Below are 23,550 nucleotides of genomic sequence, written 5' to 3'. Positions count from 1 at the left end.
TAAAAAAAGAAAATTTATGCGCCCGTCTTACAGCGGCTTTCGGATTGTTTTTCCTTATTTCCTGCGCCGGCAACAATACACCCGAAGTGAATCCGACCCCAACGCAAGAAGTTTCAGAAACAACCGAAGCATACGACGACGATTCAGCATCGGACTATGTTACCGAAGAAGCTCCGACCACAATCGCTACCGGCGGTACAATAGAAACGAGCGGTTGCACATTTACCGCACCTGACAACGGATGGACAATCATCGGCGGCGAAGACAATGCCCCCTATGAATTTTACAACCCGAAGACAGGGCGCCGAGCCGTTCTCGTCGAAGTGATGCTCCCCGAAGGTGAACCGCTCCGTCTCATGGACCGCGCCCAAATCGAAATGCAGTCGTTCGAATCGAGCGGCAAGAAGGCGACCCTCGCCGAAACTTACCCGGAAGAAGCTTTTGGCACCACAGGCGCATTCTTTGATGTGGCCGGCAAGCGCTACGACACGCCTTACGAAGCAGTCGGTCTCGTGATTGGCGCCGGGAATCGAATTTTCACGCTCACACTTTCCGCAACGGACACGCAGCTCACCGCAGGCGCCCTCAAGCAAGAATGGAAAGACTTCTTTGCGACATTCAAGCTGAAAGACGTCGTGAAAGAAGAAGTTTCGGAACTCTCTGCCGAACGCATCATGCAGCATTCTAGCGCAGATCTCGGCTATTCCTGGAGCACAAGCGATACGCTTTGGCACACCTGGGCCAGTGTCGCCCGCCAGAATGAAGACCCGGACCTGGTGCTCAGCAACAAGAAAGAAGATATTTCGCTTTTTGTATACGGAGCAATTGTCCCGGGCGACGAAGTCAGCCAGCAAGACATGTTTAAGGTTCTTCTGAACCGTCTTGGACTTTCCATGAACGAAGCTGGTTTTGAAGTCCAGCGCGTCAAGGTCGGTGACCGCTACGCCCAGGAATTCACGCTCACCCACGTCGTCAATAAATTTGACTTCTATTATACAGGTAGATATTTCTACGATAACGGACGCGGCATCTTGATTGCCACTTGGACACAGGGCATCAACAAAAAGAAATACGCATCCGTCATGAAAAACGCGATTAGCGGCCTCAAGGTCGGTGCCATGCCCAAGACCGCAAGTGACGAAGAATCCCGCAAAAAGCAGAACAAGTTCAACGCCGCCGTCATGAGCCAGGTCGGGATTCTCCGCTTGCTCGAAGACCAGCCGTTTGTGGCCCTCAGCTACTTTGAACGCGCAAACAAGATGGACCCGGAAGAACCGCTCTATTTGATCAACTGCGGCTTTGTGTACCAGATGAAGGAACTTTACGGCCCCGGCATCAGCTATTTCACAAGCCAGATGGATCTCGTGCGTAAAAACGGCAAGTTGCTCTCCATTCTCGGCGAAATGTACGAAGCCTTGTTCGACTACGGCCATGCCCGTGAATGCGCCGAAGCGGCCCTCCGCTACACACCAAACAATCCGGAATACGTCATCAACTTGAGCGATGCCCTCTGGGGCTTGGGACAGCGCCACCAGTCCCTCATTGTGGTGCAGAGACTTTTCGATACGCAGCCGAGTTCACGCCTGGGCGTTTACCTCGCAAAGACATACATGGGCCTTGACCAGTACGCCGAAGCCGTCGATATTTTGTACGGCATCCGCGGTCGCTTTGGCATGAGCAAGGAACTTGGCGAAACCCTCATGGATGCCCTCATGTTCCTCGGACGCTACGAAGAAGCCCGCGCCATCAGCGATGAAACACTCGCCAAGGCCAAGAATGATTATAAAGTATGGACGATGCACGGCAAGATCTTGTTCTATAGCCGCAATTATCGCGATGCAGAAAAGGCGCTCACCAAGGCCCTCGCCCTCCGCCCAGACAACGAAGACGCCAAGAGTTTCCTCTCCGCAACGAAGGCTTACCTCGGCAAGGCGGACAACCGTACGCTCCAGAAGCCGATTACGCCTGTTGAAGACCGCACGGCAGACTTAAAGACGCTCCTCCGCCCGCAAGCTAAGCAGACCGCCGTCGAAGGCGACTTCCCCGCCGTGATTCATTACCAGAAAGAATCCCTCAAGGCAGAAAAGAGTGCTAACTGGGTCCGTAGCGAAGAAATGCTCCTCGAAGTACTCGACCAGCGCGGTGCCGCCATTTATCGCGAATTTACGTTCGACTTCTTGCCGGGCTACGACCGCATTTTCTTGAACGCTCTCGAAGTTTACGACAGCAACTGGAAACTCAAGCAGAAAGCGACACTCAACGGCGCCTATATTACATACGCAACTGAAATTGGCGGTGGCAACGAAAGCCAGACGGCACACTTCCCGCTTTCGGAACTAGCTCCGGGTGACTTTATCTACATGCAGTTCAGCCGTACGAATCTTGAAAACAAGGGCATGATTCCGTACACGAACTACGAAAGTAGCCGCGACGTGCCGGTCGGAGAATCCGTATTCCGCATTTACGCCGATACGACACGCTTTGTCACGGAAGAATACGGTCCGCTCGAAAAGTCCCCGATCAAGGGCGGTATCGAATGGAAAATCGAAAACCCGGTCATTGTCCGTAAGGAACTTTACATGCCAGTATACCGCGACTTCGGTGCTGGTCTCATGCTCACTGGCAAGCAGGAATGGCGCGATGTCGGCGACGATTATCAGAACCTCATCAGCCACCAGTTCAAGAAGGCCGTCAAGGTTCGCGAACAGGCATATGAAGTGCGCGGGAACAAGATTGGCGACGATGCCGTCAAGGCGATCATCAACTTTGTTCGCCAGGACATCCGCTACCGCGATGTGCGATTCGGCGGCCACAGCCTGATTCCGCAGACCGCAGAAGTGACTCTCAAGGAACACCGCGGCGACTGCAAGGACATGGCTCTTTTGCTCAAGGACATGCTCGAAGCCATTGGCGTGAAGAGCTACCTCACGGCCATCCACCTCACAGAAGAAGGTTTCTCGCACTTGCCGACCATCCAGCAGTTCAACCACATGATCCTCTACATCCCGAAGCAAGGGAAGATTAGCGAACGCTGGGTTGACGCCACCGACAAGACGGGCAATGACCGCCCGGTACCGCTCGACATGGAAGGCAAAGTCGCCCTCGTGATTGACGGAGACCAGAGCCACGTGGTCACGACTCCGATTCTCGAAGACAATCAGGAACACCAGATCGCCATTCAGCACGACTTGTTCATCGGCGCTAACGGCGAATGCGAATTCCGCGATTCCGTGCAGCTCCAGGGCAAGTTCGCAAGCGCCATCCGCAACAAGTTCTTCGGCCGCGATGTCAAGGATCAGGAAAAGCTCTTGGAACAGTTCCTCGCCGCTGGCGTACCGGACGTGAGCATCGGCAACATCCGCATCCAGAATCTCGACCAGTTCAACAAGCCACTCATCATCGTGAACACCTACCTTTCCAAAGGTTACTTTGGTCAGGGCGGTTCCGAACTCAAGGGACGTTTCCCGAACGTCTGGGAACGCAGCCTTTTCAAGCTCCCGAAGGTCGCGAAGCGCCACCACCCCATCCGCATGCCGCACGAGACGCAGTTCAGCTTCAAGCTCAACATCAAGACTGCTAGCGGCCACACGGTATCGCTCACCGAAGCAAAACCGCTCAACCGCGCCCCGGATTACGTAAGCTTCGAAAAGCAGCCGAAGTCCAAGACCTCCAGTGGCATCAAGTGGACCACGTTTGCTCTCTACGCCGATCCGACCGAATACGACAAGATCCGCGAAGAATGGAACTACCTCTTGAGCGAAACCAGCCCGATGATTACAGTGAAATAAGACGAAAGAACGCCGCTACGCGGCTACAGACGAGAGACGAAAGATTATAGTTTGGCAGCGAAGCTGCGACTTTTCCTCTCTCGTCTTTGCTCTTCGAGCCAAGACTGGTCGGCTCTGCAATGTATACGCAAGCGTATTCGCTGCATTCGCCACTCTCGTCTTTCGTCTACCAGCGAAGCGATCTCTCGTCTAATACAACCATTGACTAACAACCATTGACTAACTATGCGTGCATTAATTTTATCAGACATTCATGGTTCTGCCTTGGCGGCAAGGCAGGCACTCTCGTTCTTTGAAAAGTTCAACTGCGACAAGATTTTCTTGCTGGGCGACACGCTCTATCACGGTCCGCGAAACCCGCTCCCGACAGGGCATGGTCCAATGGGAGTTGTCGAAGCTCTTGCTCCATACAAAGAACGCATTTTCGCTGTCCGCGGGAATTGCGATGCCGACGTTGACTTGATGATGCTCGACATGCCCATCGAAAACGAATACAAGGTCATTGAAGATTGCGGGCTGCATCTTTTTTTAAGCCACGGCCACATCTTTATGCCGGAATGTTTTCCACGAACCGCTCTCGAAACCATAGAATCTACGGGATTTACACCTGAAAAAAACAACATTGAACAAAAAAAGCCGCAAATTGATGTGTATCTGTACGGCCATACGCACATCTGGAAGCTCGAAAAGAACTTCCGCGATGTACTTCTCGTGAATCCCGGCTCGACGAGCCTCCCGAAAGGCGGGAACCCGCCCACGTTCGGGCTGTACGAAAGCACACCCGCCAATGATGGCGAGTCCGGCCACGCCAAATTCAGCATCCACACGCTAGAAGATGGCGAGGAAATTGCGACAATGACGATATAGGGAATGAGGTATGAGGTCGGGCGTCGCCCTCTCGGCACGCTTCGCTTTGAGCATTTTCAATTTCACAAGCCCATACCCCATAGGACCGTAGGTCCGTACCCATAGCCCACAGCCGTATCGCTATTTTTTTCTTACATTTGAGCCATGGTTTTAAATGTAATTTGGCTCGTGTTTTTCTTCGGTGCATTTATCGCATGCATCGTCCAGTGGCTTGCTTTCGGCGATACCGGCATTTTCAACAAGGCAATTCTCGGCGCTTTTGACATGTCCAAAACAGCATTCGAAATCGCACTCGGCCTCACGGGCATTTTGAGCCTGTGGCTCGGCATCCTGAAAATCGGAGAAAAGGCAGGCGCCGTCCAGATTTTGGCAAAAATCGTGCAACCGCTTTTTTCGAGGCTCTTCCCCGAAATCCCGAAGGGGCACCCGGTCGTGGGCACGATGCTCATGAACATCAGTGCAAACATGCTCGGCCTTGACAATGCGGCTACCCCGATGGGCCTCAAGGCCATGAAGCAGCTCCAGGACCTGAACCCAAACGATGACAAGACCGTCGCAAGCGATTCGCAAATCATGTTCCTCGTCTTGAACGCGAGCGGACTTACACTTATCCCGGTGAGCATTATGACGTACCGCGCACAGCTCGGCGCCGCAAACCCAAGTGACGTGTTCCTCCCGCTCCTCCTCTCGACGTTCTTCAGCACCATCGCAGGCATTTTCGCACTTAGCTTTTTCCAGAAAATAAAACTCAAGGACCCTGTAACCGTGATGTGGCTTGGCGGCATCAGCGCCTGCGTTATCGCCGTGATGTTCTACTTTAGCCATCTCACTGCCGAAGCGCTCGGCACCACGAGCCTTTTCATTAGCGGTCTTGTGCTATTCGGAGTCATCGTCGCATTCCTCGGACTCGCCTGCTATAAGAAAGTCCAGGCATACGAAGCATTCGTCGAAGGCGCCAAGGAAGGTTTTAACACCGCCGTCATGATCATCCCGAACCTTGTCGCGATTCTCGTGGGTGTCGCCGTGTTCCGCGCAAGCGGCGCGATGGATCTCGTCATGAACGGCATTTCATCATTGCTCGGACTTATCGGCGTCGGAAACGACGTTGTACCCGCCCTCCCCACTGCCCTCATGAAGCCACTTAGCGGTAGTGGCGCCCGCGGCATGATGATCGACGCCATGAAGAACCTTGGCCCGGATAGCTTTGCAGGCCGCCTCAGTTGCATGTTCCAGGGTGCAGCCGACACGACATTTTACATTATCGCCGTGTATTTCGGTTCCGTAGGCGTCAAAAAGACACGCCACGCCGTCACCTGCGCCCTCATTGCAGATGCCGTCGGAGTCATTGCCGCCATCATTATCGCCTACATATTCTTCCCACCAATCCACTAGCCATATCATTGTTCTAAAGCGGAATAAAAACAGGAAGATTTATTAATTTTTCTTTACCTTTCTGAAATATTTTTATTTAGTTTTAGAACACGTTTTTGGTGTATAATATGTGGACTTTTAAGGGGTGAAAATGGATTACGTCATTTTCAATAGTATTTATAAAGATTTTAGGGATGCAATTTTAGACAATGTACCTGATATGTTGGCAATGAGCAAGCGCATTGGTGCTGCTATACCCCCAATATGCAATATTCTAAACATAGGTTATATCAAGCTCAAACTTATTGCCCCAAGTTCTATCATAGCCAAAGACGGCCTGAACGACGAAAAAACGATTTACGAAGACTCCAATGGTTACGAGTCTATGCCACTCATCCAGACATACAGAACGGGTGAAAACGGCATAGTCACCATCGAAATCAAGGCTAAAAAAAGCCACAAGTTTACACCTCCCGAACTCCAGGCGGTAAAGCTCATTTGCGACGACATGTTCATCATTCTTGGTCGTTCCAGGCTCATGAGCGCGGTCCATTACGCAAGCCAGACCGATACGATGACGGGCGCCCCCAATACCGCGAAACTGATACACCACAGTATTGAACTCAAGGCGAAAAACAAGCTGCAAAACTTTAGCGGGCTATTCGTTAACCTCAAGAACTACAAATACATCAACCAATCCAAATCCCCAGCTGTTGGCGACAAGGGGATAACCATTTTTACGCATACCGTCATGGCCATGTGCCACGACGATGAAATAATCGCAAGACTGGGTGGAGACAACTTTTTCGTCCTCGTCAGAAAAGAAAACAGGGACATGTTCATTAAAGCACTTTCTTCGATGAAAGTGAATGTCCCGATGCCTCAGGCCCCGGCAATCCAGCTCAACATCCAAAGCCGCATCGGCGTCTATGACATCCAGCAGGGCGATTCCATGAACGAAATCATGCACTGCAGCTCAGTCGCCCTGAACGAATCCAGAGTTCATCCTGGAAACGATGTCGTTTACTTTGCTAAGAGAATGCTCGATGAAGTCTACCACGAAAAGGAAATTTCATCGCTTTTCCATGACGCGCTCGAACGTAAGGAATTTATCGTTTACTATCAGCCAAAAGTTTCCGTAAACGACCAAAAGCTCTGCGGATGCGAAGCCCTTGTACGCTGGAACCGCAATGGGAAAATAATCCCTCCAAGCGAATTTTTACCCATTCTTGAAAAAGAAGCGTCCATCTGCCAGCTCGACTTTTACGTATTCCGCAAGGTTTGCGAAGACATTCGTTCCTGGATTGATGCAGGCTTTGAACCGGTCCGCGTATCCTCCAACTTTTCGAGGCTCCATCTAGCCAATACGCACCTGACTGAAAACATTCTGAAAATCATGAAGGAATATAGGATTGACAGCAGGTACATCGAAATCGAGATTACCGAATCATCGAATTACGAAGACAAGGTCGCCATGCAAAAATTTGTGGACGATTTACGCCAGAACGGGATTTCCGTTTCCATAGACGACTTTGGTACAGGCTATTCGACATTCACGGCCATAAAGGACCTGAATGTCAATGTCATCAAGCTCGACAAATCGCTCCTCGACCATATCGGTGACGAATCGCACCATGATGAAGTCGTCATCAAAAACATGGTCAATATGATTAACGAGCTGAATCTTGAAGTAGTCGCAGAAGGCGTTGAAAACACCAAGCAGCTTGACTTTTTGCAAAACGCAAAATGCCCCATAATCCAAGGGTTCATTTTCGACAAGCCGTTATCTAAGGAAGAATTCGAGAAGAGACTTTCAAACAAAGTCACTTACAATCATATTTCCTAGAAGAACATCCAGACAGCCATCCAAAGGACAATGAGCCCGAACTCGATTTCCCTAGAAATTCGGGCCATAAAGCTACACCCAAGCGCGATTCCGGCAATAGCGGCCAGACGAATCCACGGAGCCTCTAACCCCGCTTGAGAAAGCGACACATTCCCGACAAGCTCGACCCAGAGCCAGAAAGTCTGCGCCAAGACCATAAAACGTCTGCGATTTTCCCTAAGCCCCGTCGTAAAGACGCAGAACGTGAGCGCCACCATGCGGAACGGATAATTTTCCATCGTCGGAACCGCAAGGTCCCCGGCAAACGCCGTATAAAGACAGCTTATCATGACAACGAAGAACATCACAAGCGTGACACGCAGCATACCCTTCATTTTCCAAAGGAATGCCGCAAAAATAAGGCAGAGGAGGCAAGCGACGGCATTGGCAAACGTACTCATTTGCGACCTCCCTGACGTTTTCTGGAAAAAGCAAAACGAACAAAAGGCTGTAAGCTAACAAGCAGGCAACTGACATAGGCGCCAAATGGCCCGGCAAGAACAATCCAGTCCGAACTGAAAAAGCCATACGCGACAGCCGCAAGAACCCCGCACAGCACAGGCAGGCGCACCACCTTGAATTCAGGAGCCGAGAACGGCGAGTAATACCTCTTTTCATCGACTTCAACGACCTCGCCATCAGAACTATCGCTTTCCTCGCCCATCAATATTTCATCGTTTTCGAAGAACCGCGAAAGCAAAAAACGTACACCAAAGAAAATGGCGACAAAAAGCGTTCCGCAAGCAAACATAAGGCTAGCATTAGCAAATGTCGCGTTTGAAAAGAAATGGTAATCATTATGGTTCACAACGAAGTCGCACTTCAGCAATACTCCAAATAAAATACTCGAGACAACAAGCAATCGCCCCCAGAGATTTTCACGCACGGATAAAAAAAGCATCAGTTGCGGAATCGCGCAAGCAAAGACAAAAGCAGACAAGCTCCCCTCACCCTTCAAAAGAATAAGCCAAAGGAACAACAGCGACACAAACCAGCTGCAAAGCATGAGGAAACGCTCGATCATGCGGTTGTAGTAGTTTTCGAATGAAAGGAGCGCAATCGAACTTGCAAGGCCCATGTAAAAGACAATCGCCACCACATACAGCGGGAAGAACGCACCCTGCCAAATAGAATTTTCGTGACGCGCGAAATCCAAGGCAAATTCAGACACCACCCAGAACACCGTCGGGAGAATAATCCATGCGAGAGGCCGCCTGATTTTGGCAAGTTCCTTACAGAGAGCGACATCCTCGGCACTGTCTGCCGCCACAAGATGCGTCACGAAAAAAAGGAGCGACATAAAGCCGACAATGCCAATGCTATAAACATCGCTATGGACATAGCCATTCATTTGGATGGATCGGGAATAAACAAGCGATAGAACAAAGGCAACGACCAGACTGCAAAGTGAACTCAGTTCGAGCAGAAGCGACGTGCGGCGATGGATTTTAACCTTCATGATAAGCAAGAAAGCCGAAAGCAAAACGCCCGCCTGCGACATGCCGATCCAGAAAATGAAATGCGTCTTCGGAGATTTCCAGTTACCGCTATTATGCAAAATAAGGTCAAAGGAGCCATCCCAAAACGAGCCACCCACAGAAAGCAGGAGCAACAAGCACAACCCAATAAAAACTATAGTAACGACTTTGTTGTTCATAAATAGTCACTAGTTATCAGTCACTAGTTATTAGTTTAAAACTTGGCAGCTTTGCCGCAATTAATCACTAAAGACTAATGACCATTGACTAAGAACTAAATTATTATACAATATATTTTTTTATTTTTGATGGCGTTTTTCGCATTTTTTTAAAAGCGACTTTTCATGAGCACTATAGAGATTATCATTATCGCGATTGTCGAAGCGATGGACTGCTTTGCGGTCGCCATTTCGACCGGTCTTTGCAAATCGGGCATCAAGCGTTCGCGCGCAGTGCTCCAGGCGGTTTCTTTTGGCGTTTTTCAAGGCGGCATGACGCTTCTCGGGTATTTCCTAGGCTGTTTTGCCGAGCGCTGGTTCAATGCGGTGGGCACTCCAATTGCATGCGCGATTCTCTGCATTTTGGGCGCCCGTATGATCTGGGGCGCAATTCGGGGCGGAGAAGCAACAACCTCCTGCGCACACCTGAGCCTCATGAACATCCTGCTATTGTCGATTGCAACAAGCATTGATGCGTTTGCGGTCGGGATTTCGTTTGCATTCCTGAACGCGAACATGATTTTTGCAACATCCGCTATTGCAATCGCTAGTTTTGCAATGGGCGTTATCGGCTTTGAAATCGGGCGCCACGCCTCCAAGCGGTTCAAAACAAAAATCCCGGAATTCATTGCCGGGATTATACTCATTGCCATTGGCGTGAAGATGTTTGTGTAGACTACGATTTCTTTATTTCGTCGTAGCGATAACGGTAATCGTACCCATAGCCAAGACCGTCCTGCAAGCACTGGTTCAGAACGATAGCCTTCTTGTCAAGCTTTGCGATGCTGAGCTGGTCTATAACGTCCTGGATCTCATCCATGGAATGCTTCTTGTATTCGATGACAATCAGTCCAAAATCGGCCAACTTAGCAATTGACTGGGCATCAGAAACGAGCGAATTTGGCGGCGTATCTATCACGACAACGTCGTACTTAGACTTGCATTCGTCAATGAGTTCGGCAAAGGCCCTGGAACTCACCATTTCGCCTGGGTTCGGCGCACGGGACCCCTTAGGCAAGAAGAAAAAGCCCTCACCCATATCAACAACGAGATCTTCCAGCTTGCCGTTATTGATCAAGATATCCGAAACACCCTTTTCGCGCATGTGCGAAAGGCGTGACTTGCGCAGGTCGGCATCAACAAACAGAACTCGCTTATTTTGTTTAGCAAACAGATAAGCCAAGTTCAGCGAAACAAAGGACTTGCCCGCACCGGGAACGATACCCGTCACCATGAGCACCCGCCCACCCTCTTCGAGGAACGAGAACTCTAGCGCCGTGCGGAGCGTACGTACCTTCTCGATCGCAATGTCTTCGGCATCGGCCTTAGCCAGAATAAAGCGTTTGTCGTTAACGCCCGGCAGCTTACGGCTGATTTGCGTCTTGGGAATCTTGGCGTAGACACTCACGCCCGTCTCGCGCTCGATTTCTGAAGAGGACCCCACTCCTCGACCACCGATGAGATGCAGGAGATATATCAAGACAACGCTGAACGCAAAACCTCCGCCAAGGCCCGCAGCCATAATCTTTTTGCGGTTGGGCTTGGACGGTTTTTCATGAATATAGGCCGGATCCACGACGCGCACGTTACCGATTTCGCTTGCACGAACCACGCGCAACTGCTGGATGTTGTTCAAAACCGACGTATAAAGCTGGTTATTGATCTCCACATCCTGCTGCAACTTCAGCACATCTTGCTGGGTGATCGGCAGTTTCTTGGTCTTGCTTTCTTCTTTACCGATTTCGCGGTTCAAGCGTTGCTGCTGCTGCAAAAGAGCCTGCATCGCCGGGTGATCTTCTTTAAACAAGCGAGCCTTTTCCTGGTACTGCTGCTGCAACGAGAGCAACTGCGTCTTGAGTTCGACCTGACGTTCAAGAGTTCCCTTCGCTTCGGCACCGAGATCGACAGTCCCCATCTTATTGCGATAGTTTGTCAACAGACGTTCCGAGGAATCCAGCTTAGCCTTGATAGAAGGAAGCTGTTCTTCCAGAAATTCCAGGGACTTTTCGGCTTCGGCACTGCGCATCTCGACATTCTGGCGCACATAGGCCTGCGCAACGGCATTAAGCACATCGGCGACGCGATCCGGATAGCGACCGGAATACGAAATTTCCAGGATATTCGAATTCTTTTCCTTTTCGTAAGCGTTAATCGCCGCCTGCAAACCTTCAGCAACACTCAGGACCGAGGACCTGAACAAACGGAACGACTGCCCCGGTTCAGCAGAAAAAGCCCTGACGCAAATCGCGACAGAATCCGCACCCATCGGTATGCGGTACGTCTCTCCGACTTTACCCACGACAAGACTCTGCCCCATCGGCGAGAAAAGTTCGTATGTATCCTGCGACCGGACCACGGCAATCCACTTTTCGTCTTTTTTATCAATCCCGAGCATGCCCGCTTTAGGCGGTTCAAAAAGATCCAGGTCCATACGGCCTTCACGGCGCATGAGCCTATCCACAATCCCTTGCGGCTCTGCCATATAGTTCAGATGCAGCTGCTCCACCACCGGCATCAGAACGCTCAAGCTCTTTATCAAGTGAATCTCGGCAACCGCCGGACTCTTAGCATCGAACAAGTCACCAAAATCAGAAACAGCCTTGCCGCTCTTGGACTTCGTATCGAGCTGGAGCATCGTCTTGTTATCGAAGGAATCGCGAACATAGCGAGAAGCAACTGTACCTGCCAAAAGTCCAACAATTGACAACACCGCCACAAGCTTCCAATGACGCAAAATATTGCCTAGCAAATCGAAAGAATCTCCCGTGTTAACTTGCATAAAGAAAGGCTGCTGCGGATTCTGCTGTTTATTATTCGGTGTAACTGTCATAAAATTTTGATCCAACTAGTTATACCTTGCAATATAACAAAGAAGAAGAATCGAGAGCACGACAAGCCGTCAAAACCCTAGCTTTTCCCGGAACACGAGCACACAAAACATCAAATTACCAATTATGTAGCGGCGCCACATTCGGCGAGGTTCCTTTAAAAGACGGTAAAGCCATTCCAAGCCAAGCCTTTGCCAAATCATCGGGGCGCGTTTGTACGTCCCCGCAAAGAAATCGAAAACCGCGCCTACAGTCCCGACATGGCAGTGGATATTCAGGCGATCCCAGTTGGCATAAGCCCATTTTTCTTGCTTGGGGGCGGTCATGCCAATCCATAGCAAATCCGGGTTTGCATCGTTAATCGCCTTGACCATGTTCAAGTCGTCCTCGACCGTGAACTGGGGCTTATACGGCGGAGAATAAGTAACAACTTCCAGATTCGGGTACACGATAGCGGCTTTTTGGCGAATGAGCTTCAGAACCTTTTCGCTGGAACCCAGAAACATCACCTTGCCCCCCTTTTCATTTAGGCGTTGCATTTCGTGAACAAAGAGGTCCCACCCAGCAATGCGTTCCTTGGGGCGTGATTTGCCATTAAGGAACTTACACACGCGGACAATGCTAATACCATCGGGAATTAACACATCGCCTTTGGTCAGAGCTTCTTCAAACAAGACGTCTCGACGGGCGTTGTTGTACGAAAACGCGTTAATCGTGTTGATTAACAGCTTGCCCTCGGGAAGGTTTGCAAGTTCAGCTCGACTACAGAGGAGATTTAAGTTTCTGATGCAAATCATAGAATAAACCCAATTCCGTGATTACAAAGATAGCTTACTGTAACCTTTTTGTAAACTCTTTTTGTTGTAATTCTTTAGTTTGCAAAATGAAGTTTTTTGCAAACGGTTGGTTGCAAAATTTACAAGATTCCGCTTTTTTATATATTTGCAAAAGTACAAGGACTTCACTAATCCGGTTGTTCGGGCGTACATGAAATATTTCGCGACCATGAACGCGGACACCCATGAAACTCAAACTATCAACGACCAAGTATCTTTTTACAAGGATGACACTCTCATAAGGAGCAAGTATATGACTTATGAATTTGACCTTCACGAAAACAAAGAAGAAGGGGAGCAGAAGCCAAGCTCGAAATGGTCGATGGAATGCTCGCAAATGGGAAATTGACCGATGAAGAAATTTCCTCCATTTCGGGCATTTCCCTGGAAGAAATTCAAAAGCGCAGAGATGCATTGACAAAAAATAATTTCGCTTGTGAAGAATCACAGCATTGAAGGCGGGAATTTGACTAAACAAAGTAATCAGCCCGTTATGCCAAACTTAGTCGGGTGTATCGTTTTTTGAAGTAAGAACAGCACTCTTATACAGCTCCAGCACTTGCAACGCTTTGTTTTCCCACGACAATTCTACAGCACGCTTATGGCAATTAGCAGAGAGTTTCGCTAATTTTTCTCTATCGTTGTACAGATGGGTTATCGCTTGCGCAAAATCATTTATTGACTGTTCAGGATTCGTCAAAGGAATTTTCATTCCTACCGAATCATCAACAACAGCAGACATTCCACAAGCATCAAAACACAATATAGGCAAGCTACAACTAATAGCTTCAAGAACGACAGTAGATGTATCCTCACTTACAGAAGTGAAGAAAAACAAATCAGACTTTTTCATTAAATCTACAATTGTATCATGCGAACACGCTCCCTTAAAATCAACACGATCCTGAATTTTCAAATTCAAAGCCAACTGTTCCGCCGCAAAAATTTGATTTTCGCTTCCCGAGCCACAAACCTTTAAACGGACGTTCACATCTGATGAAAGTTTAGCAATTGATTTTAAGGCTATATCTAACCTTTTTCTAAAGTCAAACTTTCCAACCCATAATATTTCCAAAGGCGATCCTTTAAAACGCCCTTGGAAATTATCCAAAAATTCATTCGAGAAGCACCCCGTTTCAGGAATAACAACAGACTCCAAATTGTGATACTTCTTAATAGCATTATAGCTATCAGGAATAGACGAAATCAGCAAAGATGCTTGGTGCAGCGCAGCAGAAACTCGCTTATCATACGCTATCTGCCAACTGTTAATCTTGTTTTTTACGAAGTTGAACACCCGCATTTTCAAGCCAGCACCACTTGCATAAGCAAGAGGGAACTGTTTTAAGCCACCAATCGGCCCCCACACAAATGGGATACCAGTTTTCTTGGAAACCAGCCACAAATAACCAGGTTCGCGGAATCCAATCATATTCAGCTGATGCAGTATATCAATTTTCTCTTTTTTGCAAATAGCTTCAGCAATTTTCGCGGTTTTCTTCTGCCATTTTTTATAGAACTTATAAAAGCGCCAGTCCCCTTGATTCCAGCACATTTTACGAATCCTTTGACTTTCGGATTCATTTAGCCCTATAGGATTCCAATAAAAATGCATATCTCGAGCCAATTCTGCATTTTTAGAATCAGCAAGCCAAGCTTCAATTTGCGGACGGTATTCACCTTCAGTAATCACAAATAATACACAATGTCGAGCAAGAGACGTGATCCAGTTCCAGCCCATACCCTGTTCAGAACCCATATCAGGGCAACATGTGTACGAATTGATGAGAATTTTTAGCATACAAATCAAAACCTTTGAAACAAAGGACGAAATGACTTATTATAAACCATAATAAACGGAATAATCAGCAAGAACGATATGAAAAAAACACAAATAGCATTCACAAAGCTTTTAGGATATCTAAACTACGCGCCCTTTCCACCTTTTAAAGACTCTAAATAATTTAAATGTTGTTGTTTTTCACTTAGATTCTTAAATCTATCACCAAGTTTCTTTGCAGGTACGCCGCCCCAAATTTCACACTCAGGAATATCTTTAGTTACTACAGCACCAGCGGCAACAACTGATCCTCGGCCAATTTGTACAGGACCAACAACAGTAGCCCCGTGACCAATCCACACATCATCACCTACTATTGTAGCCCCAGACTGAAGACGTTCACTGCTCCATATCGTTTTACAAGGAACATTAAACTGATGATCGTTTTTCCCAACAAAACAAACTCGCCCCGCCAAAAGAACATTGTCACCAACAATCAAATCTGTAGCAACATTACAATAATCGCCAAATTGAACATTATGCCCCAAAACAACTTTGAATCCAGAAGCAAACGAAGTCCCCTTCATAACGCGAATGAAGCCTTTATACTTTACATTTCGCCAGATCAAATGAAAATATATCCAAGATCTAACTATATTCATTAGATACCTTAATACAAATCCAACTCTAGAGGATTTAATAGGTTTATTTGTATAATCGATCTTCATATTTTTTGTTCCTTGCAATAACAGAATCAAAAACTTGATATCCACAATCATTCAAAAAGATTACCCTCAAAAGCATTTAACAAATCTTTATAAAAAGAATCAAAGCACCTAGACATAATACTTGCGCAGACAGACTTTTTTTCTCTTTTCAAAGCCATTTGAAGTTTATCGGACAAATCCACAATATTTTCACTTTCAAAAACATACCCATTTTGTCCATCATTAATAAGACAAGAAGCCCCAGCACTATTAGAAACTACACTAAAGCACCCCGCAACTAAAGCCTCATTCACCACTGCACCAAAAGCTTCCTTTTTGCTTGGAAGTACAAAAACATCACATAAATAATACCATGCATACAAATTTTCAGCATAAAGAGAACCTGTTAGAATTACATTTTTTCCAAGTTCCAAATTTTCAATAAGATTTGTTATTACCCCCCTTTGATTTCCATTACCAACAAGAACAAGAATATCGTCAGGAGTTTTTATTCTACTATAAGATTCTAAAAGCAACGAAATATTTTTTTCCAACGCAAATCGTCCAACATAAAGGAGGATTTTCTTTCCATCTAAATAATATTTTTCTGCATAATTTTTAGCAATACTCTTTGAATTGATAATTTTATCGGATAAAAGAGCATCATCTTGAATTATCGGAAAATAAATAAATTTACATTTAGGGTTTAAATAATTTTTTTCCAAGAAATTCTTAGTTTGTGAACTTACTACAAGAATACCATCAGCATTTTTCACAACAAAATTTCTTAATAATTTTCTTTTTATCCCATAAGAACAAGCCATCTGATAACTATCATCACATGTCAAAAAAAGCTTATACTTATAAAGAGATTTAAGCATTATTGCTGCAAGTGTATTAAAGCCATATTCATGACACAGCACAATATCAGGCTTAAATTCTTTTATCACTTTAAAATATACAGAAGTTATCTGTTGACGCCCAAAAAAAAGACCATTATTATAATACTTATAATCAAATTTGGCTTGATTATTTACATTCTCAACATCAAACCCTAAACCTGAAATTTCATTCGGATGCCCTGTAAGAACAACACGAACCTCATAATCGCAAACAAATCGATTATACAAATCAATTCGATACGTCGTTAAATACGGGTGAAATATCAAAAGTTTCTTTTTCATACAACCTAAATCCTTTGAGGGCACCAATCTATATTTTCCTTCAAAATTTTACCTACACCACCGATAATTACATTACTCGGATAATCATTTTTTGTTACAATAGCCCCTGTCGCAACGATTGAATTATTTCCAACATTAGCGCCTTTTAAAACCTTTACGTCGTGACCAATCCACACATGTTTACCCACATTAATGTCCATAGAAGGGTTAATTCTCATTCTAGAAGTTGCATCAAGAATGCTGTGAGAGTCCCCAACACGAAATTCTATTTGATTAGAAAACAAGCAATCCTCGCCTATATGAATTGTTTTACCACTTTTTCATTTTTTTTCAACGGAACAGATTTAAAAATAGCTTCACTCTTTTAATTCCTGACTCTAAAGTAAAGAACTCTTGATAGATGTTAACAATCATTTCTTTTTCAAGATAATTTTTTTTCAAAGTATCTAAGGCTCTCTTAAAGCCATCTAAATCACGATATGAAATTAAACATCCGTGTTCTTCAAATAACTCATATCCTCTAGCAGACACCGAATGGGAAATAACAGGCAAACCCCACTTTAAACCATCCATTACACGAAGTTTTAAGCCACCACCTAAAAAAGTCGGGCAAATGTAATAATCCGCGTTCTCCATAATTGGATCCATACTTTTGGGAGAAGGAATTAAATGAATGTCGTTTTCTCTACAAAGATTTTGGATTTCAACTCCTGGATTCCTCCCTGCAATTGTCAAAGAAGCATCACTAAACACTTGTTTAAGAACAGGATAATAATCTTGCAACCACGATATCAAAGAATGCTTCGTTTGAAAATCACATAAACTGCCCGTAATAACAAAGCGATTCTTCGGATTTCGATTTTCTTTTTCCGCAGCTGCCATTTTTTCTCTCGGCTTGTATTCAAATACACCTAAAAGGGAAAAAGAGTCTTTATTTCCTCCGTTATAGTTATTCGCAAGCAATTCAATATCTTGTTTCGTCAAAGTCAAGTTCAGATCAGCACTGCGAACAGCTTGTTTTTCATATCTTTTACACCAAAGCAACGTCGGAAAAGACAGCACCCCTTTTGCATTGTCTTTAAAATATTCATATTGATAATTGTGGTGTATTACAATCGTCCTTGATCCCTTTTCCTTGAAATTTTTTATAATTCGATAAGAAACAAGACTCGTATCAAACACAACAACATCAAACCTTTCCTCTTTCAACATCTCTCTAGCAATCGAAAAGTATCGATGTATTCTGCCACAAAGCAAATCAACGAGTTTTCTCCATTTGGGGAGATTATACTTCACGGGAATCGTCTTGATTTTTTTATTGATTTCCGGGAACAAATCCTCGCCGTCCTTTACAGGATAAAGCAAAGTCATTTCGTCCGCATTTTCAGCGAAAGCATTGATGTAAGCACGAGAAGCAAAGCTTCCACCGCCATTGGAAGAAAGGTAATGATGTGTTATAAACAGAATTTTCACTTCAACCTCAATATAAAATGAACGATCTTACCAATCCAAATTTGCCATATTGGAGTATGCATATACTTTCGATAGTAATAGCATTCGCTTTTAAACTTAATATCAGAGCCTTTATTTTTCTTTAAATGCTTTTTTGTCGTAGCGCCATGATCATGAAGTACGGCAACTTCTGGATAATAGTAAGGATGCAACCCAATGGTTTTCATTCGTTCTGTAAGAATAGGTTCTTCTGCATATAGAAATGTATTTTCATCCATCATGCCGCAGTTGACAAAATCTTTTGATCGAACCATAAAAAAGGATCCCATAATTTTATAATGAAAGCCTTCTTTTGCGTCTTGGGAATAATTGAATTTGAAACGTTTGGCTTTAGCTTCTTTAGAAAGAAAAAATGTTGAGGCATACATCCAAACAGTCCTATCCCAAAATGACATATACGGTTCAGGACTTTGCATTTCGCCTTTTAAACCAACAACCTTAGGACCAATTATACCGGCATCAGGGAAAGCTTCCAACTTTTTCTGCAAACGTTCTACGACATCGCTATCAATAAACTTTATGTCATTATTAGAAAAGAGGATGTATTCAGCCTTAAGAACATCAATGGCAAACTTTACGCCAATATTATTGCCCTTGGCAAAACCGGAATTTACGGGATTATTTACAATATAGACATTCGAATCATTCGCTACTGAACACCCTACTTCAACAATCTCAGCTTTAAGATTTTTTGCAAGTTCAGCATTACTTTCGGACGTGGCAGCATTATTCACCACAACAACCTTATGAGGAATTTTCACCTTAGAAAGTTCCCCTTGAACGTAAGCGATTGTTCGTTCATTATTTTTGTAAGAAACTATAATTATTGAGAGCATACTCTTTTGAAAAAATAAAAAATTTTTACACATAATAAGGGAATCACAGAACCCAACAAAAAATACACTATAGTCCATATATTGAAAGATTCTTTTACAACAGGAAAAACCGAAAGATCCGAGATATCCACATTTCCTATGTAAACTCTAAAAGCCGTAACTACTTTAAACAACAAAAAATGATATGTCAAAATTGGCATTGTATTTTCGCCAACAAAACAAAGCATTTTAGTTAAAAATTTACTTTTTCTTGCAATCAGAGAACCCAAATAAATTACCATATTTGAACCAAGTAAAGCACACAAACAGTAAGGAGTCACTTGCCAATATTCAATTTTCAGCATTTGTGCAGGAGGCATAAACACAGCACAAAGAAGCAATAGAAAAATTGTAGCAACAAGAACAATAGAATTATTCAGTAAAGCCTTTTTCTGTTTGGACAATGCATACCCCGTAACAAAAAAAAACATTCCCATAAAAGTTCTTCCACGAACATCAATATATGGTATATGATAATTATAAAAAATAAAAAGGGTGCCTACAGCTAACAAAAGGAGCCATATATAAAATTTATTTTTCAAATACTTAATAATAAAAAAACCCATAATAGAAGAAAATAAAAGATCTTTTAAAAACCAAAAACCACCTAACAAATCTTCATGTCCAAACATACCTGTAGCTAAATGGAAAAGTCGATATAATATATCCTTTATCGAATAAGGATTTCCCTCATAAAAATGCAAATAAAGAAAAAAATTATGGAGAAATAAAAACAATGCACCATATTTCACATAAGGCCACCATAAGCCTTTTATTCTCCTTAAAAAGAACTGGTTTGCAGAAAACAAATATTTTTCCTTAAAACAAAAACCAGCAACAACAAAGAACAACGGCATATGAAACGTATAAATAAAATTATGCAAATAAGGCAATGTTCCATTTTCAGCATGTGCAAAGACCATCAATAAAATGCAAAGCCCCTTCGCAATAGATATATCTGCATAAAAATTGACAGAATTCGAAAGAGTCTGAGACGTATTTTCACAAATCGTAACAGCCATTACAAAATCACCTATAAAGCTCTAATGTATATCTTTTATGCAAAACAAAGAGATAGTAAAAAAGAATAAAAATCATTGCATACGATGGAACACCAAAATAACTAATAGAATAAGAACACAGCAATATATGAGATCCAATCATTTTCACATACAATGGCATTGTTTTATTCATTATTGCCAATATCGGAACCACAATGAAAATGATTACAGGAATTATCCCAAATTGGTTCCAAAATCCAACAAATCCCATATCCGAATTGTAAATACCCATATCCATCAAATCAGCCATAACACGACTTGATCTAGAACTTAAAAAGCCATTACCCAAAATTTTAGTTAAAAAATTTTCACTGCCTTCATATAAATAATAGTATAAAGCTTTATTTCGATTATAATCATCATCATTCACCTGATTTGTAGTTTCATCCAGCAAAGAGGACCAATAAGAATCCAAGACAAAAAAACTTACAACAGCCCCCAACAAAACAATAGCGATAATACGAGATCTATTTTGAGATTTCACCAACATTGCCGACATAACAATAGTAATGACGGCAGCAAACAGATTGCTTCTATTCGACATCGCCAAAAGAAAAACAAAAGCTAATGCAAAATAGAAAACATTAACACGATTCGCACAATCCCTAATTTTATCATAATAGTAATACAAAACAAAAATAGTCATAGCCATTCCTGGAATATACCCAACATCAAACGAATTGTCTTTTTTAGGAATCCAAACATTCTTAGGTACAGGAAACATACTCGGATAAAACAATTTGCATAAATACGCAGTCCACATAACAAACAAGTTCAACAAGCAAGCTTTTACGATTTCTTGTTCCGTGGGAGCAATACGAAGCAAGACAAGAAAAGAAAACCATAAATACTGAGCTCTGTAAGCCGTAATTGAGACAAACAAGCTTTGATTATGATACAATGCCGCCGGAATCATAGACAAAAAGATTCCAGCAATAATCCACTTAAAATAAAATGTATTCGTTTTTGTTAAAAGGCTATACGGATTATCCGCCCAATGATTATATCCCCAAAAAAGATACGCATATTGAGTAATTAGGAGTACATCACCAGAAAGAAAATCAAAGAACTTGAAGGACCAGCCACCAAACAAAAGGAAGAAATACCCAAAGATATAAAGAACTTTGGTTCTATCATAAAATTCGATTTCTTGAAAGGATTGATCAACCATAAATAAAAATATCAAATTGTCTTAAAAAACCGACCTTTATTAGAATTCAAAAATCCATTTAGCAAAGGAGAAATACAAATACAAAATAGTACAGTTATAACAAATAATAATGAATTTATTATTTCAGAATAAACAAGATGAATTATTTCAATCGTTACAGTAATAACAATCCAATGAGTTAAGTAAATATTCATAGCATTCTTCCCCATATAAAGAAGTATTCGATTCTGTTTTTTTATCATTTTGAAAACATTATTAACAACAATACATGCACAGAACGAATACAGGAACCATAAAAGGTAATCTCCGTAAATCAATTTATTTGACCTCATTACAACATATGGAAATCTAGTTACTAGGAAAGCAATCACAATTAAACAACTCATTGTAAAGTATTTTTTTCAAATTGTTTAATGGAAAAAACATCTCCTAAACAATAAAATACAAGTCCAACTACAGTCGATGCAATAAGATGGAGTACACACATCCATTCTATAACACAAAAAAGATCCGAACAAAGCAAGGGACAAAAAGGCAAATCGAAATAGATTAAGATGATTTATAATAGCATTTACATTTACAAAGTATTTATATATAGACTGAACAAAGAAAAGAACCAACAAAAACCACAAAGGTTGATTTCCCGTAGTTGTGCCACCCAAAACAATCTCCTTTATAGGGGTTAAAAAATAGTGAACCCAATTAAAATCATGAACAACAAACAACAATCTTAAAGAATAAAAAATCCATCCCAAGAAAGTAAAAACCGCAAAAGGGTAAAGAAGTTTTTTTGTTGCATTTAACAAGAAAGCCCTATTATCCGAATACCGGCAAAACATTCCCGATTTAAAAAAGAACCAGGGCATAAAAAAATTGAAAGCACACCATATTTTATAGGTTTCAGAATCAGTCATTCCACAATTCTGAAAAATATGTCCTAAAACCATAATAAGGATCATCAAGCCAGCAACGGAATCAATAGCAACATCTCTTTTAGACATAATCTACCAATAGCATCCGTTTTCAATCTGCTTACCTTTCTTCAAGTTTTCACCCTGATTCGGACGAATCCAAAATTCATTAATGACATTTTTGTACTGGCTCTGCTGCGAAACCCAACGTTCTCCATAAACACCAAAAAGCATTTGGGTCCAACCGGCCAAATGAATCGCAACCTTGCCTCGACGTTTTACATGAGCAGCAAGACTCATTCCATAAGCGCCACAGCCAATAATCGCAACATCATATTCCTTCTTGTCTATTTCTTGTTCCATATAGTTCAAAGCCTCGAACCAGTCCTTGAACTGAGACTGTTCCCCAGCTTGAGTTTGAACGGCCTTTATATACTGAATATTAGAAAACAAGGGCAACACGTCAGGATTTTTAAACAATTTTGTCCTGTTATTTTCATACTGATACTTGATACTTTCAATAAATGGATGAACAACAAGAACACGTTTCCCTTCAAGCCACTTGGTCCACGGATTTTCAAAAAGCCACGGCGCATAGTAAGGATCTAGATTTACGCATGTTGCATTTTTTTGTAATTCAGCAATGCGATGTTCGTTATGCATATATGAAGCAAGAATATCAATAGACTTGCAATCTTCCATAGCTTTTCTTGCGAAACGGTTTGCAATTTCGACTGTTGCCGGGAAAACACCTGCATTATTATAAAGCGAAAAATTTGGCTTGTTTTCTGGAATTGGAACAATACCTTGAATCATTTCTTTATAATCATTTATAGAATACCCTTGTCTCGCCATATAAGTGGCAATTACTTGATTCAGTTCAATAGTCCCCCACTTGGCAAGCATCAAGCCTCCACCTTGATAGCGATTCAAGCGATTCAATATATAGTCATTCGCATTCTGGTCCTTATATTGGCAATAAGAATCTGTGAGCCAAGAAAAAGGATCATTACGATTCTTTCGAAACTGCTTTCGCAAGACCTTCAAAACAAAGACAAATATTCTGTTCATAAACAAA

At 43.4% G+C, this 23,550-nt stretch carries 18 protein-coding genes; 5 read left to right on the top strand and 13 right to left on the bottom strand.

Annotation, left to right across the window (positions count from 1 at the left end; translation table 11 throughout):
* Nucleotides 1–44: 44 nt before the first annotated feature.
* The 4 genes from B7990_RS03240 (at nucleotide 45) to B7990_RS03225 (ending at nucleotide 7,872) form a co-directional block, all read left to right on the top strand.
* Nucleotides 45–3,788 carry a tetratricopeptide repeat protein gene (locus B7990_RS03240; RefSeq protein WP_254917295.1) on the top strand — a complete coding sequence of 1,248 codons (3,744 nt, stop codon included), beginning with the start codon at nucleotides 45–47 and terminating at the stop codon, nucleotides 3,786–3,788.
* Nucleotides 3,789–4,013: 225 nt separating this feature from the next.
* Nucleotides 4,014–4,655, top strand: a complete 642-nt coding sequence (yfcE, locus tag B7990_RS03235) for a phosphodiesterase (RefSeq protein ID WP_088639592.1) — start codon at nucleotides 4,014–4,016, stop codon at nucleotides 4,653–4,655.
* A 144-nt stretch (nucleotides 4,656–4,799) separates the two neighbouring features.
* Complete coding sequence (locus tag B7990_RS03230; protein ID WP_088639591.1) at nucleotides 4,800–6,047, top strand: nucleoside recognition domain-containing protein; 1,248 nt, start codon at nucleotides 4,800–4,802, stop codon at nucleotides 6,045–6,047.
* 130 nt (nucleotides 6,048–6,177) lie between these two features.
* The gene (locus B7990_RS03225; RefSeq protein ID WP_088639590.1) at nucleotides 6,178–7,872 is read left to right on the top strand and encodes a bifunctional diguanylate cyclase/phosphodiesterase; all 1,695 of its coding nucleotides are present in this window, start codon (nucleotides 6,178–6,180) and stop codon (nucleotides 7,870–7,872) included.
* Here the strand turns inward: B7990_RS03225 and B7990_RS03220 are convergent.
* Both B7990_RS03220 and B7990_RS03215 read right to left on the bottom strand, forming a co-directional pair.
* Nucleotides 7,869–8,312 (bottom strand): hypothetical protein, encoded by a 444-nt coding sequence (locus B7990_RS03220; protein ID WP_088639589.1) that lies wholly within the window; start codon nucleotides 8,310–8,312, stop codon nucleotides 7,869–7,871. The two genes, B7990_RS03225 and B7990_RS03220, sit on opposite strands and share 4 nt — an antisense overlap.
* On the bottom strand, nucleotides 8,309–9,568 hold the full coding sequence (locus B7990_RS03215) for a hypothetical protein (protein ID WP_141099206.1): 1,260 nt from the start codon (nucleotides 9,566–9,568) through the stop codon (nucleotides 8,309–8,311). The genes B7990_RS03220 and B7990_RS03215 overlap by 4 nt, the downstream gene beginning before the upstream one ends.
* A gap of 165 nt (nucleotides 9,569–9,733) precedes the next feature.
* Between B7990_RS03215 and B7990_RS03210 the strand changes: the two genes are divergently transcribed.
* Nucleotides 9,734–10,282, top strand: coding sequence for a manganese efflux pump MntP family protein (locus tag B7990_RS03210; protein WP_088639587.1), 549 nt, complete (start codon nucleotides 9,734–9,736; stop codon nucleotides 10,280–10,282).
* A gap of 1 nt (nucleotide 10,283) precedes the next feature.
* Here B7990_RS03210 and B7990_RS03205 read toward each other — a convergent pair whose 3' ends face one another.
* The 11 genes from B7990_RS03205 to B7990_RS03145 all read right to left on the bottom strand — a co-directional run bounded on the left by B7990_RS03205 (nucleotide 10,284) and on the right by B7990_RS03145 (nucleotide 23,543).
* Nucleotides 10,284–12,437, bottom strand: coding sequence for a polysaccharide biosynthesis tyrosine autokinase (locus B7990_RS03205; protein ID WP_088639586.1), 2,154 nt, complete (start codon nucleotides 12,435–12,437; stop codon nucleotides 10,284–10,286).
* Between the two features lie 69 nt (nucleotides 12,438–12,506).
* Nucleotides 12,507–13,232: a WecB/TagA/CpsF family glycosyltransferase gene (locus B7990_RS03200; RefSeq protein WP_088639585.1), complete on the bottom strand. Its 726-nt coding sequence runs from the start codon at nucleotides 13,230–13,232 to the stop codon at nucleotides 12,507–12,509.
* 541 nt (nucleotides 13,233–13,773) lie between these two features.
* Nucleotides 13,774–15,030: a glycosyltransferase family 4 protein gene (locus tag B7990_RS03190; protein ID WP_217897533.1), complete on the bottom strand. Its 1,257-nt coding sequence runs from the start codon at nucleotides 15,028–15,030 to the stop codon at nucleotides 13,774–13,776.
* Between the two features lie 167 nt (nucleotides 15,031–15,197).
* Entirely contained in the window at nucleotides 15,198–15,830 is a 633-nt protein-coding gene (locus tag B7990_RS03185; protein WP_217897532.1) for a DapH/DapD/GlmU-related protein, read from the bottom strand.
* Entirely contained in the window at nucleotides 15,827–16,942 is a 1,116-nt protein-coding gene (locus B7990_RS03180; protein WP_088639582.1) for a glycosyltransferase family 4 protein, read from the bottom strand. Before B7990_RS03180 ends, B7990_RS03185 begins: the two co-directional genes overlap by 4 nt.
* Nucleotides 16,943–16,947: 5 nt before the next feature.
* Nucleotides 16,948–17,226: a hypothetical protein gene (locus B7990_RS03175; protein WP_141099205.1), complete on the bottom strand. Its 279-nt coding sequence runs from the start codon at nucleotides 17,224–17,226 to the stop codon at nucleotides 16,948–16,950.
* A 46-nt stretch (nucleotides 17,227–17,272) separates the two neighbouring features.
* A complete protein-coding gene (locus tag B7990_RS03170) occupies nucleotides 17,273–18,415 on the bottom strand; it encodes a glycosyltransferase (protein WP_088639580.1) in 1,143 nt (380 codons plus the stop codon).
* Entirely contained in the window at nucleotides 18,412–19,290 is an 879-nt protein-coding gene (locus B7990_RS03165) for a glycosyltransferase (RefSeq protein WP_176407179.1), read from the bottom strand. Before B7990_RS03165 ends, B7990_RS03170 begins: the two co-directional genes overlap by 4 nt.
* The gene (locus B7990_RS03160; protein WP_088639578.1) at nucleotides 19,278–20,351 is read right to left on the bottom strand and encodes an acyltransferase family protein; all 1,074 of its coding nucleotides are present in this window, start codon (nucleotides 20,349–20,351) and stop codon (nucleotides 19,278–19,280) included. The genes B7990_RS03165 and B7990_RS03160 overlap by 13 nt, the downstream gene beginning before the upstream one ends.
* A 7-nt stretch (nucleotides 20,352–20,358) precedes the next feature.
* The gene (locus B7990_RS03155; protein ID WP_088639577.1) at nucleotides 20,359–21,561 is read right to left on the bottom strand and encodes a hypothetical protein; all 1,203 of its coding nucleotides are present in this window, start codon (nucleotides 21,559–21,561) and stop codon (nucleotides 20,359–20,361) included.
* 1,004 nt (nucleotides 21,562–22,565) lie between these two features.
* Nucleotides 22,566–23,543 carry a hypothetical protein gene (locus B7990_RS03145; protein WP_088639575.1) on the bottom strand — a complete coding sequence of 326 codons (978 nt, stop codon included), beginning with the start codon at nucleotides 23,541–23,543 and terminating at the stop codon, nucleotides 22,566–22,568.
* Nucleotides 23,544–23,550: the final 7 nt, after the last annotated feature.

It is taken from the genome of Fibrobacter sp. UWB4, assembly GCF_002210345.1.
Lineage (GTDB): Bacteria > Fibrobacterota > Fibrobacteria > Fibrobacterales > Fibrobacteraceae > Fibrobacter.
This window is presented reverse-complemented; position numbering and strand designations above follow the sequence as displayed.